The sequence below is a fragment of the Shewanella sp. SM69 genome (assembly GCF_025653985.1).
In the GTDB taxonomy this organism is placed as follows: Bacteria; Pseudomonadota; Gammaproteobacteria; order Enterobacterales; family Shewanellaceae; genus Shewanella; species Shewanella oncorhynchi.
The window spans coordinates 54,074-79,623 of sequence record NZ_JAKKRV010000001.1; the positions used below are offsets into that span (position 1 = coordinate 54,074).

Below are 25,550 nucleotides of genomic sequence, written 5' to 3' on the forward strand. Positions count from 1 at the left end.
CGGCTTAACGCGGCATCATTGCCGCGCCATAAGCTGACTGCACGCCACTTTCTCTTAATTGCTTTAAGCGTTCCTGCTGTTGAGCTATGGTTTCAGGAGAAAGAAGCCCGGGCTTACGAGTGGTATCACCACGATCATTAAGTAAATAATCAACCGCCATTTCACGCTTAGTTTCACCAGGCTTAGGCATTGCTGTTGATTGGGCTGGTTGAGCCTTACGAACATCTTCAAACCATTTCTTTTTATCGTAATCATCAGTCGGAGGCGCCGTCACTATTTCTGTCTTGGTTTTATCAGCACCGTTATCAGCGGTAGGCTGAGGTAGGTACATATTAAAGCCGTACTTGTCTATTTGGTCAGCGCTTAAACCGCTACGTTGGACAATGCTGGTTCTAGTGCTATCAAACTGTGACCTTGCGTCCTCAATGGCTGCTGCATACCCAGTAGGGTCATTAGCCTGCTTTGTGACGGGGTCTAAATAATTAGCATCAACTTCAGCCAATGACTCCTTATAATCTTCCTTTAAACGATCTAATGCTTGGCCGATTAATAACGCATTTTGCTTCTCATCATTGCGACCTTCACGCGCATTAGCGCGATTAGATTCCTGATTACGGTAATCAACATCTTCCTTACGGCGAGAATCATCTCTTGTTTGTTGATCCTTATAACGACTTTCATCTTTAACCTGAGCTTGCTCATAACGAGCGTCCTCTTTGGCCCAGCGTTTTTCTATACTCGCTTGACGCATGCGCTCAATTTCATCGTCACGCATCGCCATAGCATAGGCATATAAACCCTGCCCAATGGCTTGGCCTGCACCCTGTAAACCTTTTCCTAATCCTGCAAGTAATGACATTACACACCCCCTACTGCTGCGCGCTGCATCAAACCTTTAGGCTCTGCTTGTTTAGGTACAACTCCAAGCGCTTGACCTTCCTTATTAGCATCGTCAACTGATTGTTTTAGCTCATTAACATCAAGCTCACCCATCGCCTCTTTAGTAGATATATAAGCGCTATAGGCTTGGCTTACGGCAGTATCAACAAATTGCTCAGTAATTTCATCTTCTGCTAAGGCACCCGCATCGACAGCTATATCAGATAATTCAATCAATATTTCAGTAGCCAAAACCAGCTTAATATCGTCGCTAAACTCCATTTGCTTGGATACCGCAATAAGCACAGCGGCCACAGCGCTACCAATGCCTTTGGCAATATCTTCGGAGTCCTTAATCATGGCAGCAATTTGATCGCCAGTTTGCCCTTCGCCGTGGATAATGACCTTCACCACCTTCATGGCATCTGTTAATTGTTTTTCTTCCTCTGGTGTTAAGTTTTCTTCATCGTTTGCATTGGCTGCAGCTGCACCCATTTGGTTGATACCGTTTACTTTAGCCATCAGTTAGCCCACCGTTTTAGTTAAGTCGTCTAGCGTAGTGGGTTGCCACGGTTGGTATTCCCCTGCTTTTGGAATACTAGCCATAGGAGACAAGTTAACCTTACCCATAAGCCCGCCGATATTTAAATCGGTTTTATTCCCATCACCATCAACTCCCCAGTAAGTCATACGCTTACGAGCTTCCTCAGCTTCTTTTTCCGCTGCACGGCCCTGCATTGCACCGCCGATTAACTGTGTTCCAGCATTAATACCTGCTGACCACATCATGCCTTCGCCAGCACTCATTCCTCCAAGCAGCCCACCCGTTGTCGGCGCTACTGCTGGCGTTGTTGCTGCTAAGTCAGCGACAGATGCTAGTTCAGATGCGCCACCAATACCGCCAACCGCACCTGCACCACCAACCGCACTTCCTGTGACTCCAGCAGTTCCAGCGCCTACACCAGTAGCATTGATTAAGGCTGTTGGAACGGTCCCATTAGCTGCACCAGTAGCGGCGGTGCCTAACTGCGCCATCGTCATTCCAGTTGTCGAAGCTGTTGAACCTGCTGGCACCATGGTTGATAGCAAAGTTTTACCTGTCGTGCTAGCAGCAGCTTGACCGCCCCATACGCCAGCTCCAACTTGTGAGGTTGCAGCAGTTGTCGCGGCAGACGTTGCAGCCGCACCAGCAGCACCAGTCCAGCCCGAGGCCAGTGACGAACCTGCGGCGGCAACATTGCCAGAGGCTAACGCGGTTCCAGCCCCAGTGACCCCTGACCAAGCGGAAGCTATCCCCCCTGCAGCCGTCCCGCCTGCGCTCATGGCCCCAATCAGGGCCGCACCTCCAAAGTAAATGATTGCAGCTATTGCGACCACTTTCACAATGGGTTTAATAACTTTCCATACCTTTTTGGCAATACTTTTTACACCTTTCCAAACCTTTTTAAAGGCTTTGCCAACTGCACTCATAATGTGTACTCCAATAATCTGACACCACTATTTACATCATCCGGCTATACAAACCGCCGGCACTGGATAACCCATGCTTTTGGTAAAGTTCACCAATACGACCATCTGCATCGAGCCCAGAGCTGACGCCGAGCATAATGCTTTTTACTTTTGGGAAAGTTTTAGCCCAGCGAATGAAGCGCCGTAGCAACCACACGGCTTGATCTGCATGTTCTGGAAGTACGCAAAAGGTTAAGTCAGTTGCGTAGCAGTCTTTGCTAAACCAGTGTTCCTCTTGCATTGCCAGCAAAAAACCCACTACCTCACCATTGACTACCGCAACAAATGCCTCCATGCCTCGATCTGCAATGCAGCGACGCACCATATAGCTAGCTTTGGTATCGTCCATTTCAACGGGGTAACTAGGCGCTTTTGCGAGAGTTTGCCTACCTATTTCAAGTATCCGCTTTAGGTCTGCGTGAGTAGCTGTTCTAATCATGGCTTACCTACTTTTGCTGTTGACGTATGCCTACATCACCACCGATATAGCCAGCGCCTGGGTAAGTACCCGTTTTAGCTTGAGGGTTAACGGTTCCGGTGCCGCCACCTGATCCACCTGTCGAACCTGTGCTACCTGAACTAGGTGGCGGTGTAACTAAAGGCGGTGGTGTTGCAGTTGGTGGTAATTGGCCGTCACTGGCGCCATAAATCACCGCCAGCATATTTGCTTGGCTTTGTAGTGAGCCCATAATGTTGGTGATAGCGGCCTTTTGCTGTTCAGCTGTCATGTTTGGGTTTGACATTGCCATGCCAATGGCTTGCATAGCCGCATTAACGGCTTGCCCCTGTGCATTGCCATACTCCATTTTTGCTTGTTGACTAAAGCCACGCACTTGCATTTCCATTTGCGAGCCAATTTGAGCGGTAAGCTCTTTCCAGCGCTGGTCGTTTTGCAGATCATTAAGTTGCACTTGATAATTTTGCAGAATCGCATCGCGGTCTGTTTGGATTTGCGCGCTACGTTCCATCTGTGCAAGTTGCAATGACTGTTGTTTATCGAGCGTGCCAAGCTGCTGCTTGTACTTTAAATCTTCAAGCTGAGTCTGGAACTCGCGGTTAACATTGTTCTCACCAGTCTGCCAAGACTGCTGCGCATTCAACTCTTGTAAGCGCTGTTTCCCTTGAGCGTCGAGCGTGCCAAGTGATTGCTTGTATTTAAGGTCCTCAAGCTCTGCTTGGAATTGGCGATCAGTGTTTTTCTCACCAGTCTGCCAATCCATTTGATTATTTTGCAGTTGGTTATTGATAGCACCCTGCTTATCAGCCATTGATGCGTCTTGCTGGTTTTTAAGATTGGTTTGGTCAAGCTGTGCCTGTGTTTGCCACTGTTGGCTTTGTGCTTGATTATAGGTTTGCGCGTCTTGCTGGGCGATAGGCAGTGCCTTGTCAATCATCGACGATAAGGCGACTTCGTTACCGATTGAACTAGACTGCAATCCACGAGCCGCATTGTAGCCCTGTGCCTGCGCTTGGGCCTTGCGCATAATCTCGCTATTCGGGTCAAGTAAGCCGGTAATTTGGTTCTGTACTAATGACTCATTGCGCGGATCATACTGGTACTGCTTATCGCTGGTTACGCCATTTGTGCCCACGTTTTGATATTCTTTTGCGGTAAACGTGTTGTCCTTAATATTAGCCTTAGGCGCATTAGCCACAGCATCACCCGTTACAGACTGATACTGTGATGGAACATAGTTATTCTGCACCGCAGGTGGCGAGGCAACTTGATATTGAGCGTTTGCATCATTGGCGGGTGACGCTGGCGTAGCAGGACTCGTTGTTTGGTTGGCCGTTGGTTTTGGTGTTCCCCATGCAGAACCTTCCTTACCACCCGTTTGCGGAGCGCCAGGCATTGGCGGCACAGGATTTGGTGCATCAGATACAGCATTCGCATTTTTAGGACCAATATTATAAATGGGCTCAGTACCGTTCTTGCTATAACGCTGCGCTTTACCGAGTAAACCAAAACCTTCTTGATCAACATTACCCGTCATTGTGGCTTGCTGTCCTTGGTACTGCGTTCCAGTATCCGCTTGCTTATTTACTGGTGGTGTTTGATTAACAGGATAAATGCTTTTGTTAGTTGGTTTTTCAGGCGCAGGCAGTTGGCCTACAGGCTGAATAGTCTGCACTGGCTTTATTTGTTGCATGGCAAATGAACCTCGAATTAATGAGATTTGTTATCAGATAAGTGAGCTGAACGGATTTGAGCGAGAAAGGTGTGCTTACTGGCACTATGGGGAAATAATAAGCGTTTTATGCGCTATTGCAATCGGTTTAGCTTTTCTTGACTAGCCCTCAATGAATACCCAGTTTGCGGCGCGGTAATCTTTAATGTGCGCAGCAGACAATGCAATAGGTGCATCAGCAGCATCAAGTAGAGTTTGCGCTTCACCTTGGGCTTTAGTCATAGGGATTTTAATCACTGGCGTAGCGACGATGGCACTGTGTACCTCGATGTTACTTATCGCTGCGCGCAGCCCAAAGGCATACTCGCTATCTGGTACAAAGCCAGAACCAACATCACCTGGCATTTGATAAACTCGCTCACCATAACTTGGCCGGCTACCGATGCGCAGCACTTGGCCTTTCGCTGTGTTAGTAGGTTTTATCACTCCTTCCATGCTGTAAACCTGATAAGTATCACTACCTTTTGGCTTACAACTTACGCGCATAGAATCTATTGGCCCAATACCTGACAGCGTGTAAAACTCAATAAGCCAATGTCCTGACTGTAAACCAAAGAAGATTTTGCGTGTGAAATAGTAACCAAAGAAACTCAGCTCTATGTTGTCACGTTCTGCGCCGCTAAATGTCAGTGCAACCTTAGGCATTTGCTTTAGATTGCCATAGCTGAATAGTGTCGATTTAGCGTTCAACGCTTCCACGTTATCTAGCTGAAACGCAATACTAAAAGGCGTCGTTGCGCTGATAATATCTGGTTCAACAATTTCAATTGCACTTTGGTAGCCAGTCATTAAATAAGCAAAAGCACCACTTGCAGGATCAACAACTGGCGGCACTGGAGGTGGCGGGTTATAGCCAGTATCAATATAGCGATAAAGCAGCTGTAGGCGGTAATCTACCGTCATATCTGCTTCTAGCAATATAGCGCCATTTATCACAGGCGTAGCATGCTCAATGCTATATCTATCGCGCTGTAAACGATAATAAATACCGCCATCACGGATATAAAACAGCATATTATCGCTACGCGCATTGCTTGTGTCCCAGCGAATATCAAATGTCGAAAACGGGTAACTTCCATCACCAAATACAGTAGTCGTGTTTTCCACGTTAACAGGATCAAACCAATATAACCTAAGCTCACCTAATACTGTTTCATAAAACACCATTGGCCGACCTAGTTGATCAAATGTAGCCGACAGCCTTTTTACATTATCAACGTAGAAAATAATTTGCTGATCATCAAATTCGTTAGCAAAGTGGTTATAACGACTGGCAGTAACAGAAGTTCCGTTAAAATTGAATAACCACCAAAACTCCTTTATTGATCCGCCACTATTATTTAGTTCAATTGGTCCTAATTCTAATTCAAATGGGGTATCAAGCGACACTGACGGTTTATATAGCCCATAGGTAGCGTAAGGAGTGGCAGATTGAATACCATCTATTACTAACCAGCCAGTTTCAGGGATCATATGTCACCCGTTACCGTGATAATGTGAAAGTAATAGTGAACGTATACGCAATGTTTGAATCTTTAGGTAGAGGTGGTGTTACTTTAAATCCTGAATATGTTCTTGTAGCGAAACTGGATGACATACCTACACCTATAAACCCAATACCTGCACCTCCCGCTAAGTTTACGTTAGCTGGAATTGTTCTGGACACTACTACTTTACTCCTCCCGCTAACAGCCTCAGTTAAGTTATACGTGTATGAGTCACCTAAGTTTACTGGGTTTGTCATCACTATATACGTGTCTGTTACACCTATAGTTATATCTGTTGCATCTGCCGCAACTGTAATACTACACCCTGTAAACAATGTGGCGTTTAAGCTTATAGCAAAAGGCATAAACGGGTATATTAGTTGAGTAGTAGTCGCATCCACACGTGATGCCATGAATTGGAAAGTATGAGTTGTTTCATCTACATCTGCTGTAAACGATGCAGGAAATTGATCAACAGTTAACTTTAATGTGTGCGTTATAATCAATTGATCTGTGGCTGTAACCGTGATAGCTGTTGGGTCACCGTTCACATCTTTCACTAAAGTTTTAACTACCATGTCTGTAGCAACTGTTGTTCCTGTAGCTATAGCTAGAGAAGATAAGTTTCCTACTATAGCACCTGCTGTAAAAGTAAATACAGTCGTAGCAATTGTTGTTATAGCGCTTCCGACTACTTCTTTTGTCGGTGCGCTATGCGCTACAGTTGACGCAAATCCTAAGCTTGCTATTGTCGTGTCTGTTGGACTTACAGTCGTGTCAGTACACGCATAACATCTAATAAAAGCTACTGATTGCTTTTTAAAGAAGTTGTCTAGTAATAGGTTATCGAAATATCCAGTATCTAGACGTATCTCTCCAGTTACTGTGTCTCTCAGCTGCACTCTACATAAACCCTTAGCTTTAGCTGCTAAATTTAAGCCTATCATAATTTTATTACTCCTAGAGTTACTGAGTTGGAAGCTGCGTCTTCTACGAAACCTCTTACCACATCGTATTTAATAGTGCTTATCGCTACGGTGTTAGTTGCAACGTCCACCGCACTCGTATCACGTATTACTTTGCTTACCACAATCGCTAATGACACAGAGTTAGTTGCTTCATCTGTGCCTTCTGGCTTAGTCGCTAATGTTTTAATAATATCTAGCGTTACACTGCTGTTTGCTTCATCATTAATATCTAATAGTACAGGCGTTATGTACATGATTTCTATTGCGATACTAACATTGTTATAAGCTGTATCGGCATCTACTGGTATTGGGCTATATAGCGTACTTCTCAGCACCCCATCCCTGTAATAAACTCGCTCCCGCCTTGCCTGTGCTGCGCCTGCCAGTACAGCAAATAACGCCTGAGCTTGGGTTAGCTTGGTGGGCTCTGCCATTACAGCACCACATCGCTCGGGTAAATGTCGCCAACCATTAGCCACACGGTTTCACTTAAGCTGATTAGCGCGATGGCCGAGTTTTGACCATAGGCCCGAAGCGTGCCACTCGATAGAATCGTCACCCCTTGCGCTTCATCTGGCACTAACCAAAATTCAGCCTCAGTACTGGCAGCAAGAAAGATAATGCTACCAGTCGCAACAACCGGATCCCCGTTCACCGTTCTTATGCTGCGACCAACGGTCACTAAGACTTTGCTTTGTGCTTCGGTTGGGCTTTCAGGCATGACGTAGTTGCAGGTGATAAACTGGTTGTGACTATCACCACTCACGCTTATTGCATTGGTTGAGTTGGTGATGAAGGTAAGTTCATGGCTAGCATTTAGAATTAGCTGTGATGCTGGCAACAGGTCCATGTTGCCTTGCTTGTTGATATACAACAGCGTGTCGGTATATGACTGATTCGCTATCTCAGTATTGCCGACAAAGTTAGCCGGTAACTTAACGACAAAACCATTGATCTGCGCGGTAATCGCCTGCAAGTTTGCCGATATCCCACCCATTTTAGTGTTCATCGGTGTGGCGCGAATCGTTGTGCCATTAACGAATGGACTGGTATCTTGCCAATAGCTTAATTGAGTCATGGTGATCCTTAGCGCCTGCGGCTAACGGGCTTACTGTGCAAGTACAAGTTTGAAATGATGTGCGGTGGTAACTGCTTTGAAGTGTTGCTTAGGTGCAGGGCAATATTGCGCGATACGCCAGCGATATACATATCGGCCCAGTTAGTTGTGCCACTGCCCCACGATGCGTTATCCCATTCTGATAAATCCCACTTACTGCCAGAGCCGATAATAAGCTCACTATCTGGCGTGTCAGGGCTCATAAAATCAAAGTAAGCGATAGCGTGCATCAATACTTCGGTAACGCTGTCGCATTCAATCACCAGCTTGTGCCATTTCTTGCGGGTTTCAGGGCTACCAAAGTGCATAAATCCTGTGAGCAAATAACTCTCATACTCTGCGCCGTCAAAGCTGTAGCCACGGTCTAGCTGATAGATAAAGCCGTTTTCAGCGCCAACAAATACCGACTCAATGCCGTTTAAGTCCTCTCCACTAAAGGCGCAGCGGATCGGCATTGGATAATTAACTTGGGTAAACTGTGGCGTTCCGTCTGGCGCTAACGTGATAAACAAAGCGCTGCCATCGGTGAAAAACAGGCGGTATTGGTTTTTGGTTTTAATCGTCACGCTGCACATATCACGACCAGCGTATTGATCAAGCAACGGTTGAACTTTTTGGCTAATGCTTGCCTGAGCAAAGTCACCAAACTGCTGCACCCGCGCCAACATGGTTAAGCCGCGATCATCTAAAAACAGGGTATCGCTTAAGCTCTGCGCGGTTGCTGTGCGCATGCCAACCTTAGTGCTCAAGCTCTTAAGCTGAAAATCTTCTTTGCCTGTGCCGTACAGCATGTAAACACGGTTGCGGCAACCAATGGCGCATGTGTTGTCGGCCTGCACCTGCATTTCTGTGATTTCATCGGCCACCGCGATTTCACCGCCACCATCCACAGAGCTGAACTTAGTTGGGTCACCAATAGCACTAAACACAAACGAGCCGCCACGATAGCCGAGTAATAATACTTGGCTTGGTAAAACCTCGAGCACGGTTGGCGCGTCTGGCGTGATTGGGCCAGTTATTTGGGTGAAGGTAGTACCGTTAAAGCGGAATGCCTTGTTTTTGCCATCAACGCCGATAATCTCAAGCGTACCAGCGCTGCCAGTAAAGTTAGTTTGTCGCGTAAATAATCTGCCGCTGGGCGCAAGCACTGGCGTTGTGACCTCTACCCAACCGGCTACCGTGGCGCGGTAAAGTTTTGCTGCAGTGCCGTCGGCGATATTGCGCATCGCATAAACAAGTCCAGCGAACATAAACACGCCGATAATTGGGCCAGTGCCTGGCACTGCTTGAATAGCAGCCCTACGCGCTTCAACTTCAACATCTAACGCGGCTAATGCTTCATCGTCGGTATCAAATGGGAAGCCGGATAAATCTGGGATCCGCACAGCAGAGGGCGACGGCCTGCCATCAAAGCGCTCGTACCCTGTCACGCGCTGATAGCGGCCGGAGGTGTTCACCTCGTAGTTAACCAGTTCGCGGCATTCGCCTGGCTTCATATCGCTGTCGCTATCGGCAAGATTTAAGCCGCCACGCAATGACAGTGCTGCAGGGGTAAACGACATTAGTACGGCCCCCGCGCAAAGCCCATCTTAGGCAAATAGTCGCGGCACAGTTCAGTCAGCTTTTGCTCATACTCAAGCGATGCCAACTGAATCAAGTTTTGATCATCTTCGAACTTGCCATAATAAATAAGTGCTTTTTGCACTATGCAATCATGGTATGCAGCGGGGATTGCCGACACATTACTATCGCCACTTAACGCTACTGGCATCTTAAAATAATCGGTACGTGTGCTATAGGCGCTATCAGGAACAGGGTAAAACATAAAGCTACCGTCTGGCGCAATGGTGACCACTTGCGGCAATCCCTGCCCCGTTCCTTGTGGTTCGTATCGGTCAACCCATTCATCCCAATCTACAACGCTCACTGGCTGACCATTCACCCAAAAGCGGCTTAAATCCTTTAGATCGCTTAAGGACAAATCAATAGCGGTGTAGCTTTGCTGACCAAGCACTAAAGCTGATTGCGTGCGGCGCCATAGGAATTTCCACTCAGTTTTCAAGCGCTGAATATCAAGGTCTGCATCACGCACCCAGCCGACAATTTTAGCCAGCACGCCTATCTGATTGATTGTTGACGCTGGACCAGTTCCAGAAACGCCGGATTCCTCGCGCACGCGCACGCATAGCTCTAGGTAAGTCATAGTGAGGCCTTATGCGTAGTGCTTTTGAATTACACTGAAAGGCCAGCGCTTAACTTGGGTTTCTTTAAGCGATTTCATTTTGGTAGCAGCATCGGTCACTGTTTTAAAGCGTTTTTCAATCGCGTTATTGAGCACTTCATAAACACCCGCGCTGACTTTTACATCTATACCTTTTTGCACTTGGTGCATCACGCCGTTCACGCCGACTTGCACAAAGTTATCAACTTCGGTTTCTTCATCACCACTATCATCATGGATATTTAGAGTGACAGCGACCAGCTCTTTACCTTTAGGTGTTGAATCAAGTACTTCGTCAGTGAGTTCTAATTCTTCCAAGTCACTGTCAAGATCTGCATCTAAATCATCTTGATCAGCGTCAGTTTCATTATTGGCAGTGTCATTTGCAGCTGCAGTCGCTGCGGCCTGAGCTTTAGGTTTGTCAGCAGGAAATAAAGAGGCATCAGCCTTTTTCATTTCCGCAATCACTTCTTGGCGCTCTTTGCCAGATAGGTCTAGACCAAGGGTTTCAGCGGCATACTTAATTAACTTATCAGTGCTGTCTTTGCTGGTAAATTTCATGGTTTCATGCTCCAACTATAGGAATAAAAAAGCCCCCACATTTGAGTGGAGGCTTTTGATTTACTGCTTACTGATTTAGCTGCGCCAACCTAATTAGGTTGGGTCAACTGAGGCTGCGACTTCACCGCGTACAAGCCATGCGTCATTGAGGATCAGCGCGGTATACCACGTTTTCCATGCAACTGAGCCTGACTGACCGAGTTCATCACCATGGCTTGGCGTGCCAGGTTGACGCACCATTGGCTTGATCGCCCCGCCTGCTTCCTTGCTGCCCTTCAATGGGATACAACCGAACGCTTTAGCAGCCATGTATAACACAGGGTAAACGTCTGCACTGGTGCCGCCAGTCGTTACAGCTGTACTGCCATGCGCGCCGCCAGCGTTAACCCAAGGGTTAAACAATGGTGAAGCGATATAACGCACATCTTCCACGCTACCGACTTCTTCAGGGCAGATAGGCTGACGGTTGCCATACTCGGCCACAGGAGTGAAGCCGGGCATTTTACGCACGCTCGATACAACGTCGGTATGGCACACAGCCACAAACGCCGCTTCAATCGGCTTGGTTGCATAGTTAGTGCTACCAGATAGAATCGAGGTGATACGCTTGGCGCGCTGGCCCATTAAGGTACGAACCGCAAGTCGTTGAACCTTGATTGATAGTGGAGTATTGACCGCGTTACGGGCTGCACCGTTGGCATAAACGACGTTAGTACCAGCAATCAGCTTGCCGTAAGTCACTAACTCGATAGTTTCTGCGGCCTGTTCGCCTGCCATCATCGCCATATCGGAACCCACAGGATCTTCATGCAAGTCAGCAACTTTGTCGGTCAACTCCATCCACGCGCCATGCTGTTGCAAAGTCGCGTTTACGTCTGCATAACGGAAGTTTGTAGCCGCTGGGCGAACACCTTCAGTTAATGGCGTTAGCGCAGGAGCAAGCGGCACAGGGCGGCGGAACTTAATCACTTCACCTTTGTTTTTAGGCATAGGTTTGTGATCACCAAGTTTGTTGAGCACAAGAATCGGCTCAGCATGTTCAAGCATTTTTACTTCGGCATGCACGCCAACGCGCGAGCCAATATCACCATAGCCATTAGACATGATGTAACTCCTTAATTTTTACTAGTGATTTGATTGAAGTAATCAACTGGATCAACGTCGTCAGGATTTGCCGCCGCTTTGCCTGCGCCTTTGCGCGGAATTTCGGCGTGATCTGATAACGTGGTTTTGGGTTTAGGCTTTGCCGCTGGCGCGATAGGCGCTGGACGTGAGCCTTTGTACAAGTTGAGCAGCGCAATGTTGTCGTCTGCATAATCGCTCTGAGCCATGGCCTGCACTGAGGTTGGCTGAGTAGCCACCCACTGGTGAAACGTTGGGTCTTGCGATATCTGCATGTAATCAGGATGAACAGTCGCTAAAGCTTGGAACTGGTTTTTCAGTTCTGCTTGATGCTTCTCCTGTGCTTGCTGCTGGCGCATTTCTTCGAGCGGCGTTAGCTGCTGCTGAAATGCTTGCGTTGCTGCGTCAACTTGATTGCGAACAAAAGCGGCGAGTTCTGGAAAATCTTCCTCAACCTCGGCAAACGATTTGCCTTTGAGATCGTCGGCAGTGGGTAAACCTTTTTCGCTGTTCGCATCAGCACCATTGGCTTTTTCATTAGCCTGTAATCCTGCTGTTAACTCGTTGAGTTTTTTAGTCAACGCAGAGACTCGGCCTGAATTTGCGCGATGATTCGCGTCAAGCTGCTGGTACTGTTGTTTGAGCTGTTGATATTCGTTGCGCAGAGGCTCTGGCGCAGAGGACCAAGGATCATCAGTTGCGGCTTGGCCTTGGCCTGCATCTGTGCCCTGCTCGTCTTGCTGGTCTTTTGCTTCGTGCTGTTGCAACAAATCATGCTCGTGATCCAGCTCATCAACCTTTTCACTTGCAGAGTCTTTATCAGAGTCCTTGGTGAGTTCGTTAAATAAGCTGATAGCATCCACTTCATCGTCTTGGACTTGGCCTTGATCTTGTTGTGAATTAAGTTCGTCTTGCTCTTTTGGGTCCATTTTTAGAGTGCCTTATTAAGTTGCAGTCATAAAAAAACCCGCCGGAGCGGGTCATAAAATTGGTATAAAAAAGGCCGCTAATCTGCGGACTCAGGTGGTTTGGTTAAATCGCGTGGGTAGACGCGAATAATTTCATCAATCATTTCAATTTTGCCGCGTAGCTTTGCCGTAGCAACTTCATTGGCATCATTGGTCAGTGCTTCCAATAACTCTGCACGGTCTTTCTCTAGCCGCTTGACAACCGCTTTCCATGACTCACCATTGACATGCAGCATTTAATTCAGCCCGTAGTTAGCAGTTAAGCCCTGAGAGATTTTGAGATTGCTCTCAGCCATAAACTTGTCCCATTCAAGTGCTGCGCGACTTTTTACTTTTTCTAACTCGACCATGAGCCTTTCAGTATTCATCTTGTCGTTTTGCGCTAGCTTCATTAATTCAACACGTTCTTGCGACTCTTGACGCTGCATATCGGCTGCAATTTGCTGCTGCTTCATTTGCAGTTCTGCTTGTTTCTCTGCCATGCGCTGCTGGGCATTAAACTGCGCCAGCTTCATATCCATATCAGCTTTAACTTGTGCCTGCTGCATGCGTAACTGTTCAAGTTGCATCGCTGGGTCTTGCGGTCCGTTATTCTGTTGTTCTTCCATCTGCTGCTGATACTGTTTAAGTTCCTCATCAGTAGGGATAATTTCAGCAGGTAGCGATTGTGTTTTTACCCACTGCTTGAGAATTTCGACCGACTTGAGTTGCAGCACAGGCGCGAATATAGGGTTATTGCCTGCGATGTTGATGAAGTTAGTTAAGGCTTGGCCCACCTGTTCTTTGATCAATAAGGCAGAGGTTCCGCGCGCATCAACCTGATAATCGCCTTTTACCTCATTGTCGTCAGAGTGCATCATATTGAAGTGGTAAAAATCGCGGATCAGCGGTTCTGTAATGAAGTCGTCCCATTGTTTAACTTGATTGCGACGCACTGTATTGGCAGCATTCATCAGCATTGACATGCCGCCTAGGGTTTGGCTGGCTTGGCCTTGCTCACCCTGTTGCAGCATCGGAACACCACTCACTTCATCAAATAGCATCCGTGCCGTTTGATAAATCTGGCTTAGCTCATCGACATGTGAATCAAATTCAAAGGTACTGAAAACTTGCTTAATGTCTTGTATTGAACCATCTATATCCCAAAATTTACGCGGTCTAAAATTCCAGTTGCCATCCTGCGGCGTAACTTTCTTTTTATTTACCCCGATTTGTGGGCCAGAAGTGATTGCGGCGTTATCTAAAATCATGCGCCATGTACTGTTGATAATGGCTTGTTCGTCACGCACCATTCGCGGGATGCCGTAACCAAAAATGCTTGAGTCGTCTAGCTCTCAGTTGTAACAGCGGTAAGGCATATCCTGCGTGTAATCCATTAATGCCAGTTTTGCACCAAGGACTATGCCACCGCAGTAAAACACTACAGCATCGTATTCATCCTGTGCTTCATCTTCTTTACCTTCTTCAACTGGGCCTAAAATTTTAAGTTCTTCGAGGACTTGGCGCGATACAGGGCCATGGTATTCCCATGTTTCATAGCGTGTATCGTTTAGCGTGTCGCTCAATCCTGCAAGAATGCGCACATCATCCATATAAGTGCTGCGGTGCTGTGTCTGCTTTGACGTCATTTGCAGCACTTTAGCAACTTGCTCCTTTGGGAACCCCTTACGATTTACTAAGCCGCGGATCTGTTTCTTGCTCATAAAGCGGCGTTCGAAAGCAAATTCTGCTTCTTCAATCGTTGAAGCCGACATATCAGGGTAAAAATCCCACGGCCTTACCACTTCAGCACCAGGCTGAAATACTTTCTTGATAACTGTAACGAACTCGCCTCTTTCTTTATCGTGTACGTAAGCGCGGTCAGTCTTACCTAATACGACTGGGCCTTTAATAATGCCGGTGCCAACAACACATGCGTCGTGGATAATTGAGCGACACTTAGCGTTATACTTAGTTTCGACTAACTGATCTTTAATCAGCTTTTCCATTTTGTCGCAGGCTTGACTAATCTGCTGTTGCTTACGTTCTGCAACGTCAGCGTTAGTAATTACGTTTCCTTTTTCATCTTGATACTGAGTATCACCCAGCTTAAAAGGTGTATCTTTATCCGCTAGCATGTCGACTAACTGCGGCACTGGTGTTGGCTTGATACCCCAGTTTGTATCGTCATTAGGGAATAGCAGATCAACTAATTGCGATTCGCCAGCATTCGTTTTAGCGCGAGTGAGCTTGATAAAGACTTTAGCTGTCTCGTTTGTCTCCATCGCTTTGAGCGTGGCCGTGTCATACATGCCGTGATAGTTGCGTAAATCCTCCACCATACGCACATCGATGTTCCCGCGCTGATACATGGTGTCAGATAGCTTTCGCTCAAGCTCTTGCGCCAGAATGTCCAAATTAGAATTTGGATCATAATCATGGCCGTAAGCCTTAGGCTGTGCACCTTTAGGTTCATCTGACATTGTTTATCTTCCTGCTAATAACCTGTTAACGAATCAGCGGCAGCGGTTTGTGCTGCGGTCTGTTTGAGTTGTTCTGTCCGTTCATAATCAATTTCGCCCTGCGCGCCTTGTGCGAGGTACTGCAATCCGTCGTGTGGATGCGAATATTTGTTCTTGTCTGCAACACTGGTGTAGCGCGCATCACCAGCCACTTGAATGCGACGCAGCTGATAGCCACCGTTAAAACCTTTTCGCAAGGTTTTACAATCGGCGCTCAGTTCAAATGCTGGCTTGTTATCGATTTTTTTAGTTAAGAAGAAGCGCACCGACTCCCAGCGATGTTCCGGCTTGTTACTGCTGGTTGAGTAAGCAGTAATGCCGTATTCCATGTTGATGATTTCAATCGGACTGTTTTCATCATTACCCGACTTACCCCAGCCTGACGGGTCGCAGAACGCGACATAATCAGCCTTGGTGAATGCTGGGAACGTGCGCTTTAACTCAGGAACTAAGAAGTCCATAAAGCTACGAACGCCCATGTTTTCGCTAACGTATTCCTTTATCACCCGCAATTTACCGAGCGGCGTTAACTGCCCGACAATCGCTGCAGGCGTGCGCCCAAAGTCAAAGCCAATAAGCAAGTTGCCATGGGCTTTAATCGGTAACAGTTTGTTGGCGTTGGTATGGAGTACGTCATTCCACTGGCCCTTATAAATCGCCATCCCTGTGGCGACCGTGCCGTATTGGTTCGCTAAGTTAATGCGGATCCAGTCGTCGGCTTTACCCTGCACCTGCTTGATGTAATAACCATCTGGCAGGTTAGCGAGGTTTTCGGCGTCTTGATTTGGAACCCATTTAACCGTAGCGTTTTGACCTGTGCCGATCACTTTCTCTATAACGCCGCCAGGCTGACGTAAAAAAAGCCACTCATCTGGGTGGCTTTCTTCTGCTAATTCGTAGTACCAGTGATCATCGTCTGGCGCGTTGGTGTCGCCAATCATGCCATGCCAGCTTGGTCCACCTTCGGCAGCACTGGGGTAACGTCCATGTCGGCCGTCGCACATATCAACTACGGGCTTAGCCAGTTCCTTAACTTCGTTTAACCAGAACCCAGTTACTTGTAGACCGCGCAACTTACGCACCGCATCGGGCCTATCGAGTGCTAGAAAAACCAACTCAGCCTTAACGCGGGTGCCATCTTCTAAATCAAAGTCGAGATAATGAGTCGGCGGGAAATCATGGTTGAACTTCCCTAGCTGGCAGTCCTCGTTGTGATATAAATCGCACCAGTCTTTGATCGTCGTACCCTTGAGATCAGGATAGGTGTTGCGCACCGCGATAAAGCGAGTTTTACGAACGCCGAATGCGTTTGGCGTCTGTTCGCACATTTGGTTGAATAATCGCATGGCGCTACCATACGTTTTACCTGAACCAATTGGGCCCATAATGAAGGTGTTACGTACCCGAGAAGCGATGTACTGTTCAAGCACATCACCCTGAGCCGCGACATAAAACTCATAAGTTGTTTGCTCTGACACACTGTTATCACTCCTGTGCCTTAGCCTTTGGCTTATTGCGTCCAGTGTAGTCACGAACTACAACTTTAGGCCGCGAACTAATTTCAACTTTGTCAGTCCACATCTTGCGGTACTTACCAAGCAGCTCAAGGGCTTTCATTTTGTCCCATTGCTTAAACTTCTTGGTAAATCCCACTTGTTCACGGTCGTCGCCAACCCCCTCGAAAAGCTCGTCAGTTTCAACACCTGCCACAGCACGGCGGCAATGTTCAGGCCATTCAGCAAACGGCCTTAACGAACCGTCGTCGTTATAGATTGGCGCCATATCAGCAAATGCCACCATCGCGGCTTCACGGATAATGCGCTCAATAGTCACGTTATTAACGTCGAATAGCTGCTCGATATGCCAATCAATAGCTAACTTAACGTGTGGACGCTGGTACATTTCCCAGCCGACCTTTTTAGGGTCTTTGGATGTAGAGCCAGCACGCTTTGCTGCTTGCGCTTTATTGTGGTCAATCAAATACTCAGCAACGAACTTGCGCTCCATATCTGTGTATTTGTGCTGATCCCAATCGAATCTAGCTTTAGCTGGCTTATCCATTTTTATTCAACTTATCCAACTGACGCAGAGCGATTTCTTCATTAAGTTTATTGATTCGCTCTTGCTGTTCAGCTAATTTCGCCTCACGCTTTTCTTTATTATTAGAATAAGTTTTGTTAGCCCAATAAGTTGCAATAGCCAGAGCCATACCAAGGATCACCGCGAATTTATCCACAGATAGAAATCCCCCCAACGCACTAACGAATGATGAAAAGTAGGCGAACATCGACAACAATTTCTGAATGAAGTAATCGCTTAAGCTACTTAAGTTATTGTCTGTGTTCATTAGCCTTTGCCTCTCGCCAGTCGTGCAGCGCTTGCCAGTCGGTGTTGCACCGTTCTAGCGCCGCAATGAGTGTCAATGAGTAGTTATAGAGATCGGGATTTTTGCGCCCCGAATAAATGGGGATCAGGCATTTGCTCAGAAGTGACTTGTCTGGCAACACATAAACTATCTTTGTCGTTGTCACTGTTCGCACAATAGGAACGCTGCTCGAGCAACCGATTAAGCTCGCTAGGCACACTAGCCACAGTCCACGATTTATCAGATTCATTGGTCGAACTCTCCATCACAGCCTTAGCCTTGGCCTTGGTATTCACTAGATCAGCATCAATAGTGTTGCGTCCCTGCTCGCGAACCGTGAGCGTTTTAGCAGTGAGCGCAGCATCCAGCCGCAATCGTTCCTTTTCAATCTCAGCGGCTTTAAGCTCAGTTGTCGCGTTGTCCAAATCGGTTTGAAGTGTCGACAAAGCCATTTGCGACTTTTCAAAGTTAGCTTTAGTTGTTGCCAAATCAGCTTTGGTTACGTTCAGCATCAAGCCGAGCAACAGCAACGCCACGGTTAGCATGATGATCACGCCAGCACTTAATTTGTCTTTAATGGTTTGAAACATGGCTAAGCTCCTTTAAGCACAGTTGCCGTTCTGCTTTACGGCGGTTAACAAGCCCTTGTAATTTCTTGCCCTTGGCATAAACCCAGCGGCTTAGCTCATTGCACGCGCCAACACGGTCGCCACGCAGCAACTTCTTACGCAGTGTTGAATCACTGAAATTCTGTGCGCCGACGTTGTACATAAAACTGAGGTAGGCTGCGCGTTCGCTATCTGTGATAGGCACGCGCACTAGATTGGTTAACTGACGGTCGAATACCTCCAGATCATCAGCTAACATCGCCAGGCATTCTTGCTCGCTAAAGCGCTGCCCTAGTGCTAACTCTGGCCCAGTCTGGCCGAAGCAGGCCGACACAATACCAACCGGATCAACGTAAGTACCAAGCACTAATCCCTCATGCTCAGCAACAAAAACGCCTCCCGTCACTACTGCACCAGAAAAGCCAGCAGCGATAAGGAAGGCGCGGATTTTTGACATTATTTGACCCACATACCAACAGCAAACGAATCACCGGCAGGCGTTACGAATTGACCGCCGACAAGCTCACCATCACCAAATTTTTCAACCAACTCAGGCCAGTTAGCGCCAGTGAATTGAGTGCAGCCGAAATCTTTGAGGCGGTCATGCAAACACTCGGCATAATCTTCCATTGCGGCAGATTGACGACTCAACATTAATCGAGCGCGACTACCTAGCGACTTAAATTTGTCGCCTTCGATAAACTCATTCAGCTTAACCAGCTTCGTCATTAGCTCGTTGTGCTCAATGATCACGCGGTCGATATGGTCAATTACCGGAGCTACGCCGTTAATTTCTTTAGCAAGGCAATAACCTTCTAGCTCCCAAAGCTTTTCTTCGGATTGAGCTATCACCTTTTCAATCGCGTACTTAGCGCCAAGGTCAGCGTTAAACTTGCGCGGATCTGCGCAGCCGCTAATAGCTGTAGATAACGTGAACAAAGTCTCACCGATGGGCAGCATGGAAACTGCTACGGTTGTCGTCGTTCCTTCGACAATGTGGGTTTTACATTCGACAGTGGCGAGCAGCGCCTCAATCATTGCGGAGGTAACGGTCTTAATCATTATCGGAGTCCTCGGAGTCCAGAAACTAAAAAGCCCCAGCTAATGCTAGGGCTTGGGAATGTAAAGCGCAGAAACACAAAAGCCACCCCGAAGGATGGCTTTTGCTGGTGTGCTTTATTGCACTATGGGGAAATACTATGTGAATTGGATTCTATGTCAAGAGGGTAATTCACTCGATAACTTTACGAGCTTCGCATAAGTACACTCTGCAACTGAAGCAATCAAGTTTAATTTTTCAGATACTTGTTGTTCCATTTTCTGTTGTCCTTCAGGGCTTTTTCTAACCTCTGCTACCACATCTTTTATCATCATATTTCTTGATGTATTACCAAATGAAAGCTCTCTAGCTGAAAAATTTTTAGTTTTATCAATACCTGAATCTTTTAGTAAATAGTCATAAAAACTAACACTAATAACATGCCCCTCGTAATTCGTTGCAGCAGTAACAAATTCAACTTTAGCAATTTCAAATCTATAATCATCATCATAAGACTTTACTAGGTTACTCATGCACTCGCTATAATTATGCAATAAAGTCATTAACTTAATAAGATTATTGTTCAAATCTATTAGTTTTTGATGCTTATCCAATATAAACGGGTGCCGCCACTGATTGTAAGCCATGAGAGCCAAGCCAAAAGTCAGCATAGTAAACAATCCACCAATCACTGTGAAAGTAGTTGATACACTGGCTCCACTGCTGTAAATCCAATTACCAATATCACTGGACCACAGATAGCCAAAGATAATACCAGCCATCATAATCAGCACTGACACTAAGAGAGAAAACATTGCGGTTTGAACAAACTTTTGCATAGGTAAAAGAACTCCATTTCAGAATAACTCCATAATATCAGAAAATTAACACTAATCCCTTGTTTTAAGCGCCGCGTTCTCCGCCTCCAACTGCCCTATCCTTGAGCTATCAGCAAACGACTTACCCTGCATTTCGCTCACTAAGTCCTCTAGGGCACAAACGTAGTCAACAACGTTCTGCGGATAATTTTCATCAGCCAAAGCTTGCTCATACTCGTCGCAAAGCTGCTCGAGTGATTTAGCGCTATCCCCTTCCAATGAAAGCTGTAACTCTGGTTCTTCGCTGTACACTTCGCCGCGCTGCATGTCGGCAATTTTGAGCCCGAGAGGAAGATTGTTCAGGTGGGTAACGGCTTCATCGAGCGTCATAGAACCTTCACCACGGCGTTCATTTAACATCATAGCCAATGACATTAAGTTAAAGTTTCTTTCGTCAAGCTTAACGCCGCAGATACTCCTTACCGCATCACGGCAATCAAGATTATCAAAATCGATCAAGTTTAAATCTTGAATAGCTGACTTCAATTCTTCAAACCGCGCATCTAGCAGTTCTTCCAATTCTTTATCGTTCATAAATCACCTTCAAAAATTATCAGTTAAGTGAGCTAGAGTTATTTAAGCAGTTGCCACTTATGGCCGTTTTGACACACTGCGCGTTTAGAACCTGACTTAGTTTGCTTGAGTTCCAAACCGCATTTACCGCACTTCACAGCAGCAACACGCTTGATCATCGCCTCGTTAATCTGCGCTGAGTGATTGCGACGTTTAGGACCATAGCCCAAAGCTTTGGCAACCTGAGCGTATTCTTTAGAAATCCATTTGCCATCAGGTTCCAAATGCAAGCCATCGCCCATCATGTCGCCAAGTTGGACAAGCTGTTTATGAAGGTGCGCCTTGTTATCCATGCTTCACCACCTTCTCATAACCCACATCAACCAACAGCGCGCAATCTCTGCCATGGCGTTAATCTTCGCCTGGCGATTGTCGACTATTTGCGGATCACGCTGGCGACGCTCCATTAATTCGAACTCCTCGCGTTCCTCCTTGGATTCTGTCAGGTCGTCCGTGGTGTTTGGTGGAAGCGCGCAAGCTGGCGCGTCAACTCCCAAGCGTTTGCGTTCGGCGGCTAATGATCGAGCTGCATGCTTAACATCGATAGCTAGTTGGTCAAAATCGGTTTTCATAACTACCTCCAACGGTTGGCGCGATTCTGGCTGCGCTTGCGTTCTGATTTATTCCGGCGTTTACCACCGGTTACTTTTGGAGCTTCAAACCCATGACGAAGGTCTTTATGCTGATTACGCATTACATTCAAATGACCATCACCAAAGTCGTTATTACGTAGCACTGCAATAACCTCTGCAGTAAGGCAGTTATCAACATCGACATTGATACTCTCCGTATCCACGATAACGACTGGCTGACATAGCAGCATCTGCATCAGCGCTTTTCTAAGCGTCGATTTACCTACACCTACGCACCCAATTAAAATGATCCGCTTATCCATTCATCACCTCGCTTTCTGCCTGAACCAAACGCAACACGCTGGCCGCATACTTAGCCGCTTCACTTTCGTGCTGATACAGCTCGTCAATCACGCTCATGTAAACGTCATAATAAATCTGGCTGAATTGCTGCTCTGTTAAGGTTTTACGTGACAGAGCATTAAACGTCGAAGTCAGATTTTTGATTGTTCGAATATCTGCAACACCCGAACCTTTACAGTTGCGGCATGCATAGCGCGGGTCTTTTTTAAATCCTACTCCCTTACAACTCTGGCAAATCTTAGTGCCGCAAACCTCAGTCACCGCCATCGTCGCCAGCGCCTTAGCGTTAACCTGATTAACGTTACGGTTTTCAAACACACTCGCCAGCGCCTGCTTAAGTTCTGCCGCACTGTGTTGATTGCCGCCAATCTTCGCCTCCAAGAGTTTCACGCCGACAGGGTGAACGTGCTGAACCATGGCGATCACGCCTGCAGCATCTTCGCGGCTAAAGATGCCTTTACCGCTGGCGCGCGGTTCAACGCTTATCGCCTGCTGTGACGTCAAACAAAATAGTCTTTCAAGTGATACGCACATGCGTTGATCTCCAAAGTCTTGCTAAGTCCACGCGCCAACTAATTACGCGCCATGTTCCGCCAATTTATTTATCGTTTAAAATCAATTGCTTGTAAATCAAAACGGAATATCATCATCCCAGCCGTCATCTAAATCAGGGGTAAAGTTCTGCTGAGGCTTTGGCGCTGGCCTTTGCTGTGGCGCATGACGCTGATTTACTGGCGCGCCGTGGTCAGGTTTAGGCGCGTAAGCGTTTTGCGTGCCTTGGTTTTGCTGCGGCTTAGGTTGGTATGCTGGCGCTTGCGCGTTATGCGGCGCAGATTGGTTACTTGACTGCTGTCTGCTGCCGAGCATTTGCATCGTTCCGCTTTGGTCGACGATAACCTCAGTGCTGTAATGGTCCTTACCGTCGTTGTCTTGCCATTTGCGGGTTTGCAATTTGCCCTCGACGTAAATCTGTGAGCCTTTGCGCAGATACTCGCCGACAATCTCAGCTAGCTTTCCAAAGAAAACCACTCGATGCCATTCGGTGCGCTCTTGCTCTTGGCCTTGTTGGTCCTTCCACGATTCGCTAGTCGCGATACTCACGTTAGCCACCGCGTTTCCGTTTGGCATATAGCGCACATCAGGGTCTTGCCCTAAGTTGCCCACTAAAATGACTTTGTTAACTCCGCGTTTACCCATGCTCTTATCCCCTTACCCATGTAGCGCGATGAGTGCTGCATCGCGGTTATCTTCATTGCTGCTGCCAGTCCATCCGGTCAGCTTGTTGAAATATGCGCTGTTCTTCTTGGCCTGCATTTTCACTTCGCCTTTGAGCGGTTTAACCAAGTGAACTTCAATGCCCTTACTGTTCAGCATTTCTTTGATGAGGCTTGCAGTCGCTTTGACTTGGCCCACGTTCTGGCTAATCTTGCGCATGGCTGCTGGTCCTGTTCCTGCGCGATGTTTTACACTTCGCCAGGCGTTTACGTCCTCAAGCTTGACCGTGATTTCGTTATCAGCAGCCAGTGCCGTGATGTACTCAATGAGTTCAGGGAATGGCATATTTTTTAATTCAGAAATCTTGTTGCGTACCACAATGGCGACGCCGCTGGCTTTTAAATCTGGGTCTATTCCGATGATCAAGGACATTTCACTTTCCCTCGTTTCTGTAACTGCTAGCTAACTCATGTAAAAACTTTTTGGCGTTATAGCGACCTTCACGACCGCCGGCTAAAAACAACCGTTCGAACTCAAGTGATACCCAGTGCTTTAGGCTGTCAGGTATCCAGCGCATGCGGCTTAACACAAAGTTCTTATCCGAATCACCACCACGGCAGTGATACCAAATCGGGTATTGTCGTATTGGCCTAATGTGCTCAACTTGTTTTGCTAACGCTTTGTAATCCGGCTTTGCATCATTCGATGCTTGCTTAGCAAACGCATACATATCAGGCGCATCTTCAGGCAAAGGCTTGATGATTGGCCTAGCCATGATTCATCACCTGGCGCAATCTGCTATTGGCTTTGCGCTGCTCGAATGCAGCACGGCGCTTGGCTTTTAATTGAATTTTGAGCATGCGAATTTCTGGCGCTGTGCGTGGCACACGCTGAGTGATTTGCTGTTCAAAGTTCTGATTGAATTTGCGCGGCTCGCCTTTGCACTCAAGTAACTTTGTGTTGCGGCTTGGGATAAACTCGCCTCTTAGCTGTTTTGCGCTTAACGCTTTCATGTGCGCGCAGAACAGCGCCAGCGCTTTGTCTTGTGGCAAACGTCCACGGCATTCAAAACCGCACTTGAGACGAGTTGCATACTCAACGTCTGTAAGTGGCTTCTTGCGCTCAATCATGCGGGTGAACGCTTCCAGCATTTCGACTTCGGTTAACTCAACCGGATTACACCACTGAATAAACTGGCCGATGCTTGGCATAAACGGGCTTGGGTCCAACTGTGCGCGCTTAATGCCAAGTTCGATTTGCTCAAGAGTGCGAATGCCGTGCAATGCAAACGCTTGTGTCCATGATCGCTTCCAATCAGCGACAGCGCCCTTAGCATTCAGTGCTTGCTTGTGCGCAGGTTTGGCCGCTATCAGTTGCTTGAGCACTTGGTTAACGATTTGTGCGGCAGGGCTATTAGGGCCAAGAATCGCTGGCGCTTGGTCCTGCGCAGTCTTGATGTACTCAATTGCGCTGCTTTGCAATTGGCTTAACGCTAATGGGCCGCTCATTGCGCTTGCTCCGATTGATAGAGCACTAACCCTTCAGCCCAGCTTGTATCGTCTAAGTCGCCCAGATCAGCACGATTGGAGTTGTGATAATCCGTCTGGCGGTTAGCCAACCACGAATTAACAAACTGCATAATCGCTGTGCGCGGTTTGAGCTTTTCAGGGTTAGCGTCAAACCAGCCGATCATGTTGCGCAGCTCTTGCTCACAATCGATATCGGGGTATAGCGTTTTTAATTTCTCAAGCTGTTCAGACTTGATCGCGAAAAAGCCATTATTCATCAGCGGCAAGCCAATCGCGCTTTTTGCGATTTGCGCTGCTGTTTGTTCCTGTTCATGATCATGTTCTTGATCTTGGCTTCGAAGGGGCTCGCAAGGGGCTTCTGAGGGGCTTGTATTTTTCACGGGTTTTTCTAGCCCTAACACCTCCCAGTAAAGTTCTGCAAACTCTTGTTTTGCTTTGCTTTCTGGTAGTTCACCAAACTCCCTTTTAATCGCTTTTACTCGGTTATCTTTAGGGTTTAAATTCTCACCGACCTGAAACTTAAGCATGTTCTTAACAAACACTGTGTCAGTGGTAGCATCGAAGGTGCAAAAGCCCCCTTCCAAGAGGCTTGCAAGCCCCTTCGAAGCCCCTTCAATAGTTAACCCAGTCTCGTAAGCTATATACATGATTGGACAGTGAAAAACGCCAATCATCGTACTGTGCGGGCTGGTCATAAGGTACATGGCAATGAGTTGCGCCTCAGGTTTTCCGCGTAATTCCTTGCCAGTTTTACCGATCCAGAAGTGAGGCTTAACCACGCTGTATTCACGCATAAAACACCCCTTCACAAGGGGTTGACTCACCCCTTACTAAGCCCCTTGAGAGCCCCTTCGAAGCTCCTTCTAAGGGATTAACCGTTCTTATC

Annotated in this window: 34 protein-coding genes; all 34 read right to left on the minus strand. The window is 47.2% G+C overall.

Features of this window, described 5'->3' with window-relative positions; all coding sequences use genetic code 11:
* Window positions 1–4: 4 nt before the first annotated feature.
* The gene (locus L5M37_RS00220) at window positions 5–859 is read right to left on the minus strand and encodes a hypothetical protein (RefSeq protein ID WP_263198896.1); all 855 of its coding nucleotides are present in this window, start codon (window positions 857–859) and stop codon (window positions 5–7) included.
* A complete protein-coding gene (locus L5M37_RS00225; protein ID WP_263198897.1) occupies window positions 859–1,401 on the minus strand; it encodes a hypothetical protein in 543 nt (180 codons plus the stop codon). The genes L5M37_RS00220 and L5M37_RS00225 overlap by 1 nt, the downstream gene beginning before the upstream one ends.
* 3 nt (window positions 1,402–1,404) lie before the next feature.
* Window positions 1,405–2,349: a hypothetical protein gene (locus tag L5M37_RS00230; protein WP_263198898.1), complete on the minus strand. Its 945-nt coding sequence runs from the start codon at window positions 2,347–2,349 to the stop codon at window positions 1,405–1,407.
* 31 nt (window positions 2,350–2,380) lie between these two features.
* On the minus strand, window positions 2,381–2,827 hold the full coding sequence (locus L5M37_RS00235; protein WP_263198899.1) for a GNAT family N-acetyltransferase: 447 nt from the start codon (window positions 2,825–2,827) through the stop codon (window positions 2,381–2,383).
* Window positions 2,828–2,834: 7 nt separating this feature from the next.
* Window positions 2,835–4,538, minus strand: a complete 1,704-nt coding sequence (locus tag L5M37_RS00240) for a hypothetical protein (RefSeq protein WP_263198901.1) — start codon at window positions 4,536–4,538, stop codon at window positions 2,835–2,837.
* A 141-nt stretch (window positions 4,539–4,679) separates the two neighbouring features.
* A complete protein-coding gene (locus L5M37_RS00245; protein WP_263198903.1) occupies window positions 4,680–6,050 on the minus strand; it encodes a hypothetical protein in 1,371 nt (456 codons plus the stop codon).
* 10 nt (window positions 6,051–6,060) lie between these two features.
* Window positions 6,061–7,011 (minus strand): hypothetical protein, encoded by a 951-nt coding sequence (locus L5M37_RS00250; RefSeq protein WP_263198905.1) that lies wholly within the window; start codon window positions 7,009–7,011, stop codon window positions 6,061–6,063.
* A complete protein-coding gene (locus L5M37_RS00255; protein WP_263198907.1) occupies window positions 7,008–7,466 on the minus strand; it encodes a hypothetical protein in 459 nt (152 codons plus the stop codon). The genes L5M37_RS00250 and L5M37_RS00255 overlap by 4 nt, the downstream gene beginning before the upstream one ends.
* Window positions 7,466–8,110: a hypothetical protein gene (locus tag L5M37_RS00260; protein WP_263198908.1), complete on the minus strand. Its 645-nt coding sequence runs from the start codon at window positions 8,108–8,110 to the stop codon at window positions 7,466–7,468. The genes L5M37_RS00255 and L5M37_RS00260 overlap by 1 nt, the downstream gene beginning before the upstream one ends.
* 8 nt (window positions 8,111–8,118) lie before the next feature.
* Window positions 8,119–9,711 carry a hypothetical protein gene (locus L5M37_RS00265; protein ID WP_263198910.1) on the minus strand — a complete coding sequence of 531 codons (1,593 nt, stop codon included), beginning with the start codon at window positions 9,709–9,711 and terminating at the stop codon, window positions 8,119–8,121.
* Window positions 9,711–10,352: a hypothetical protein gene (locus L5M37_RS00270; protein ID WP_263198912.1), complete on the minus strand. Its 642-nt coding sequence runs from the start codon at window positions 10,350–10,352 to the stop codon at window positions 9,711–9,713. The genes L5M37_RS00265 and L5M37_RS00270 overlap by 1 nt, the downstream gene beginning before the upstream one ends.
* A 9-nt stretch (window positions 10,353–10,361) precedes the next feature.
* A complete protein-coding gene (locus L5M37_RS00275) occupies window positions 10,362–10,931 on the minus strand; it encodes a hypothetical protein (protein WP_263198913.1) in 570 nt (189 codons plus the stop codon).
* Between the two features lie 93 nt (window positions 10,932–11,024).
* On the minus strand, window positions 11,025–12,035 hold the full coding sequence (locus tag L5M37_RS00280; protein WP_263198915.1) for a N4-gp56 family major capsid protein: 1,011 nt from the start codon (window positions 12,033–12,035) through the stop codon (window positions 11,025–11,027).
* 11 nt (window positions 12,036–12,046) lie between these two features.
* Window positions 12,047–12,982 carry a hypothetical protein gene (locus L5M37_RS00285; protein WP_263198917.1) on the minus strand — a complete coding sequence of 312 codons (936 nt, stop codon included), beginning with the start codon at window positions 12,980–12,982 and terminating at the stop codon, window positions 12,047–12,049.
* A gap of 77 nt (window positions 12,983–13,059) precedes the next feature.
* Complete coding sequence (locus L5M37_RS00290; protein ID WP_263198918.1) at window positions 13,060–13,257, minus strand: hypothetical protein; 198 nt, start codon at window positions 13,255–13,257, stop codon at window positions 13,060–13,062.
* Window positions 13,258–14,313 (minus strand): hypothetical protein, encoded by a 1,056-nt coding sequence (locus L5M37_RS00295; RefSeq protein WP_263198920.1) that lies wholly within the window; start codon window positions 14,311–14,313, stop codon window positions 13,258–13,260. It lies immediately after the preceding gene.
* 42 nt (window positions 14,314–14,355) lie between these two features.
* Window positions 14,356–15,483: a hypothetical protein gene (locus tag L5M37_RS00300; RefSeq protein ID WP_263198922.1), complete on the minus strand. Its 1,128-nt coding sequence runs from the start codon at window positions 15,481–15,483 to the stop codon at window positions 14,356–14,358.
* 14 nt (window positions 15,484–15,497) lie between these two features.
* Entirely contained in the window at window positions 15,498–17,000 is a 1,503-nt protein-coding gene (locus L5M37_RS00305) for a hypothetical protein (protein WP_263198924.1), read from the minus strand.
* Between the two features lie 7 nt (window positions 17,001–17,007).
* The gene (locus L5M37_RS00310) at window positions 17,008–17,583 is read right to left on the minus strand and encodes a terminase small subunit (protein ID WP_263198925.1); all 576 of its coding nucleotides are present in this window, start codon (window positions 17,581–17,583) and stop codon (window positions 17,008–17,010) included.
* On the minus strand, window positions 17,576–17,869 hold the full coding sequence (locus L5M37_RS00315) for a phage holin family protein (protein ID WP_263198926.1): 294 nt from the start codon (window positions 17,867–17,869) through the stop codon (window positions 17,576–17,578). The genes L5M37_RS00310 and L5M37_RS00315 overlap by 8 nt, the downstream gene beginning before the upstream one ends.
* The gene (lysC, locus tag L5M37_RS24135) at window positions 17,853–18,137 is read right to left on the minus strand and encodes an Rz1-like lysis system protein LysC (RefSeq protein WP_411569055.1); all 285 of its coding nucleotides are present in this window, start codon (window positions 18,135–18,137) and stop codon (window positions 17,853–17,855) included. Before lysC ends, L5M37_RS00315 begins: the two co-directional genes overlap by 17 nt.
* Window positions 18,138–18,460: 323 nt before the next feature.
* A complete protein-coding gene (locus tag L5M37_RS00325) occupies window positions 18,461–18,952 on the minus strand; it encodes a lysozyme (protein WP_263198931.1) in 492 nt (163 codons plus the stop codon).
* A complete protein-coding gene (locus L5M37_RS00330; protein WP_263198933.1) occupies window positions 18,952–19,557 on the minus strand; it encodes a Gp49 family protein in 606 nt (201 codons plus the stop codon). Before L5M37_RS00330 ends, L5M37_RS00325 begins: the two co-directional genes overlap by 1 nt.
* 156 nt (window positions 19,558–19,713) lie before the next feature.
* Window positions 19,714–20,373 (minus strand): hypothetical protein, encoded by a 660-nt coding sequence (locus L5M37_RS00335; RefSeq protein ID WP_263198936.1) that lies wholly within the window; start codon window positions 20,371–20,373, stop codon window positions 19,714–19,716.
* Window positions 20,374–20,424: 51 nt separating this feature from the next.
* Entirely contained in the window at window positions 20,425–20,946 is a 522-nt protein-coding gene (locus L5M37_RS00340) for a hypothetical protein (protein WP_263198938.1), read from the minus strand.
* Window positions 20,947–20,984: 38 nt separating this feature from the next.
* Entirely contained in the window at window positions 20,985–21,278 is a 294-nt protein-coding gene (locus L5M37_RS00345; protein ID WP_263198940.1) for a hypothetical protein, read from the minus strand.
* A gap of 3 nt (window positions 21,279–21,281) precedes the next feature.
* Window positions 21,282–21,557 carry a hypothetical protein gene (locus L5M37_RS00350; RefSeq protein ID WP_263198941.1) on the minus strand — a complete coding sequence of 92 codons (276 nt, stop codon included), beginning with the start codon at window positions 21,555–21,557 and terminating at the stop codon, window positions 21,282–21,284.
* Window positions 21,558–21,559: 2 nt separating this feature from the next.
* The gene (locus L5M37_RS00355; RefSeq protein ID WP_263198942.1) at window positions 21,560–21,880 is read right to left on the minus strand and encodes a hypothetical protein; all 321 of its coding nucleotides are present in this window, start codon (window positions 21,878–21,880) and stop codon (window positions 21,560–21,562) included.
* Window positions 21,873–22,454 (minus strand): hypothetical protein, encoded by a 582-nt coding sequence (locus L5M37_RS00360; protein WP_263198944.1) that lies wholly within the window; start codon window positions 22,452–22,454, stop codon window positions 21,873–21,875. Before L5M37_RS00360 ends, L5M37_RS00355 begins: the two co-directional genes overlap by 8 nt.
* A gap of 96 nt (window positions 22,455–22,550) precedes the next feature.
* On the minus strand, window positions 22,551–23,117 hold the full coding sequence (ssb, locus tag L5M37_RS00365) for a single-stranded DNA-binding protein (RefSeq protein ID WP_263198946.1): 567 nt from the start codon (window positions 23,115–23,117) through the stop codon (window positions 22,551–22,553).
* 12 nt (window positions 23,118–23,129) lie between these two features.
* Complete coding sequence (locus L5M37_RS00370; protein WP_263198947.1) at window positions 23,130–23,567, minus strand: hypothetical protein; 438 nt, start codon at window positions 23,565–23,567, stop codon at window positions 23,130–23,132.
* 1 nt (window position 23,568) lies between these two features.
* Complete coding sequence (locus L5M37_RS00375; RefSeq protein ID WP_263198949.1) at window positions 23,569–23,910, minus strand: hypothetical protein; 342 nt, start codon at window positions 23,908–23,910, stop codon at window positions 23,569–23,571.
* Window positions 23,903–24,643 carry a replication protein P gene (locus L5M37_RS00380; protein ID WP_263198951.1) on the minus strand — a complete coding sequence of 247 codons (741 nt, stop codon included), beginning with the start codon at window positions 24,641–24,643 and terminating at the stop codon, window positions 23,903–23,905. Before L5M37_RS00380 ends, L5M37_RS00375 begins: the two co-directional genes overlap by 8 nt.
* On the minus strand, window positions 24,640–25,458 hold the full coding sequence (locus L5M37_RS00385; RefSeq protein WP_263198953.1) for a hypothetical protein: 819 nt from the start codon (window positions 25,456–25,458) through the stop codon (window positions 24,640–24,642). The genes L5M37_RS00380 and L5M37_RS00385 overlap by 4 nt, the downstream gene beginning before the upstream one ends.
* Between the last annotated feature and the right edge of the window lie 92 nt (window positions 25,459–25,550).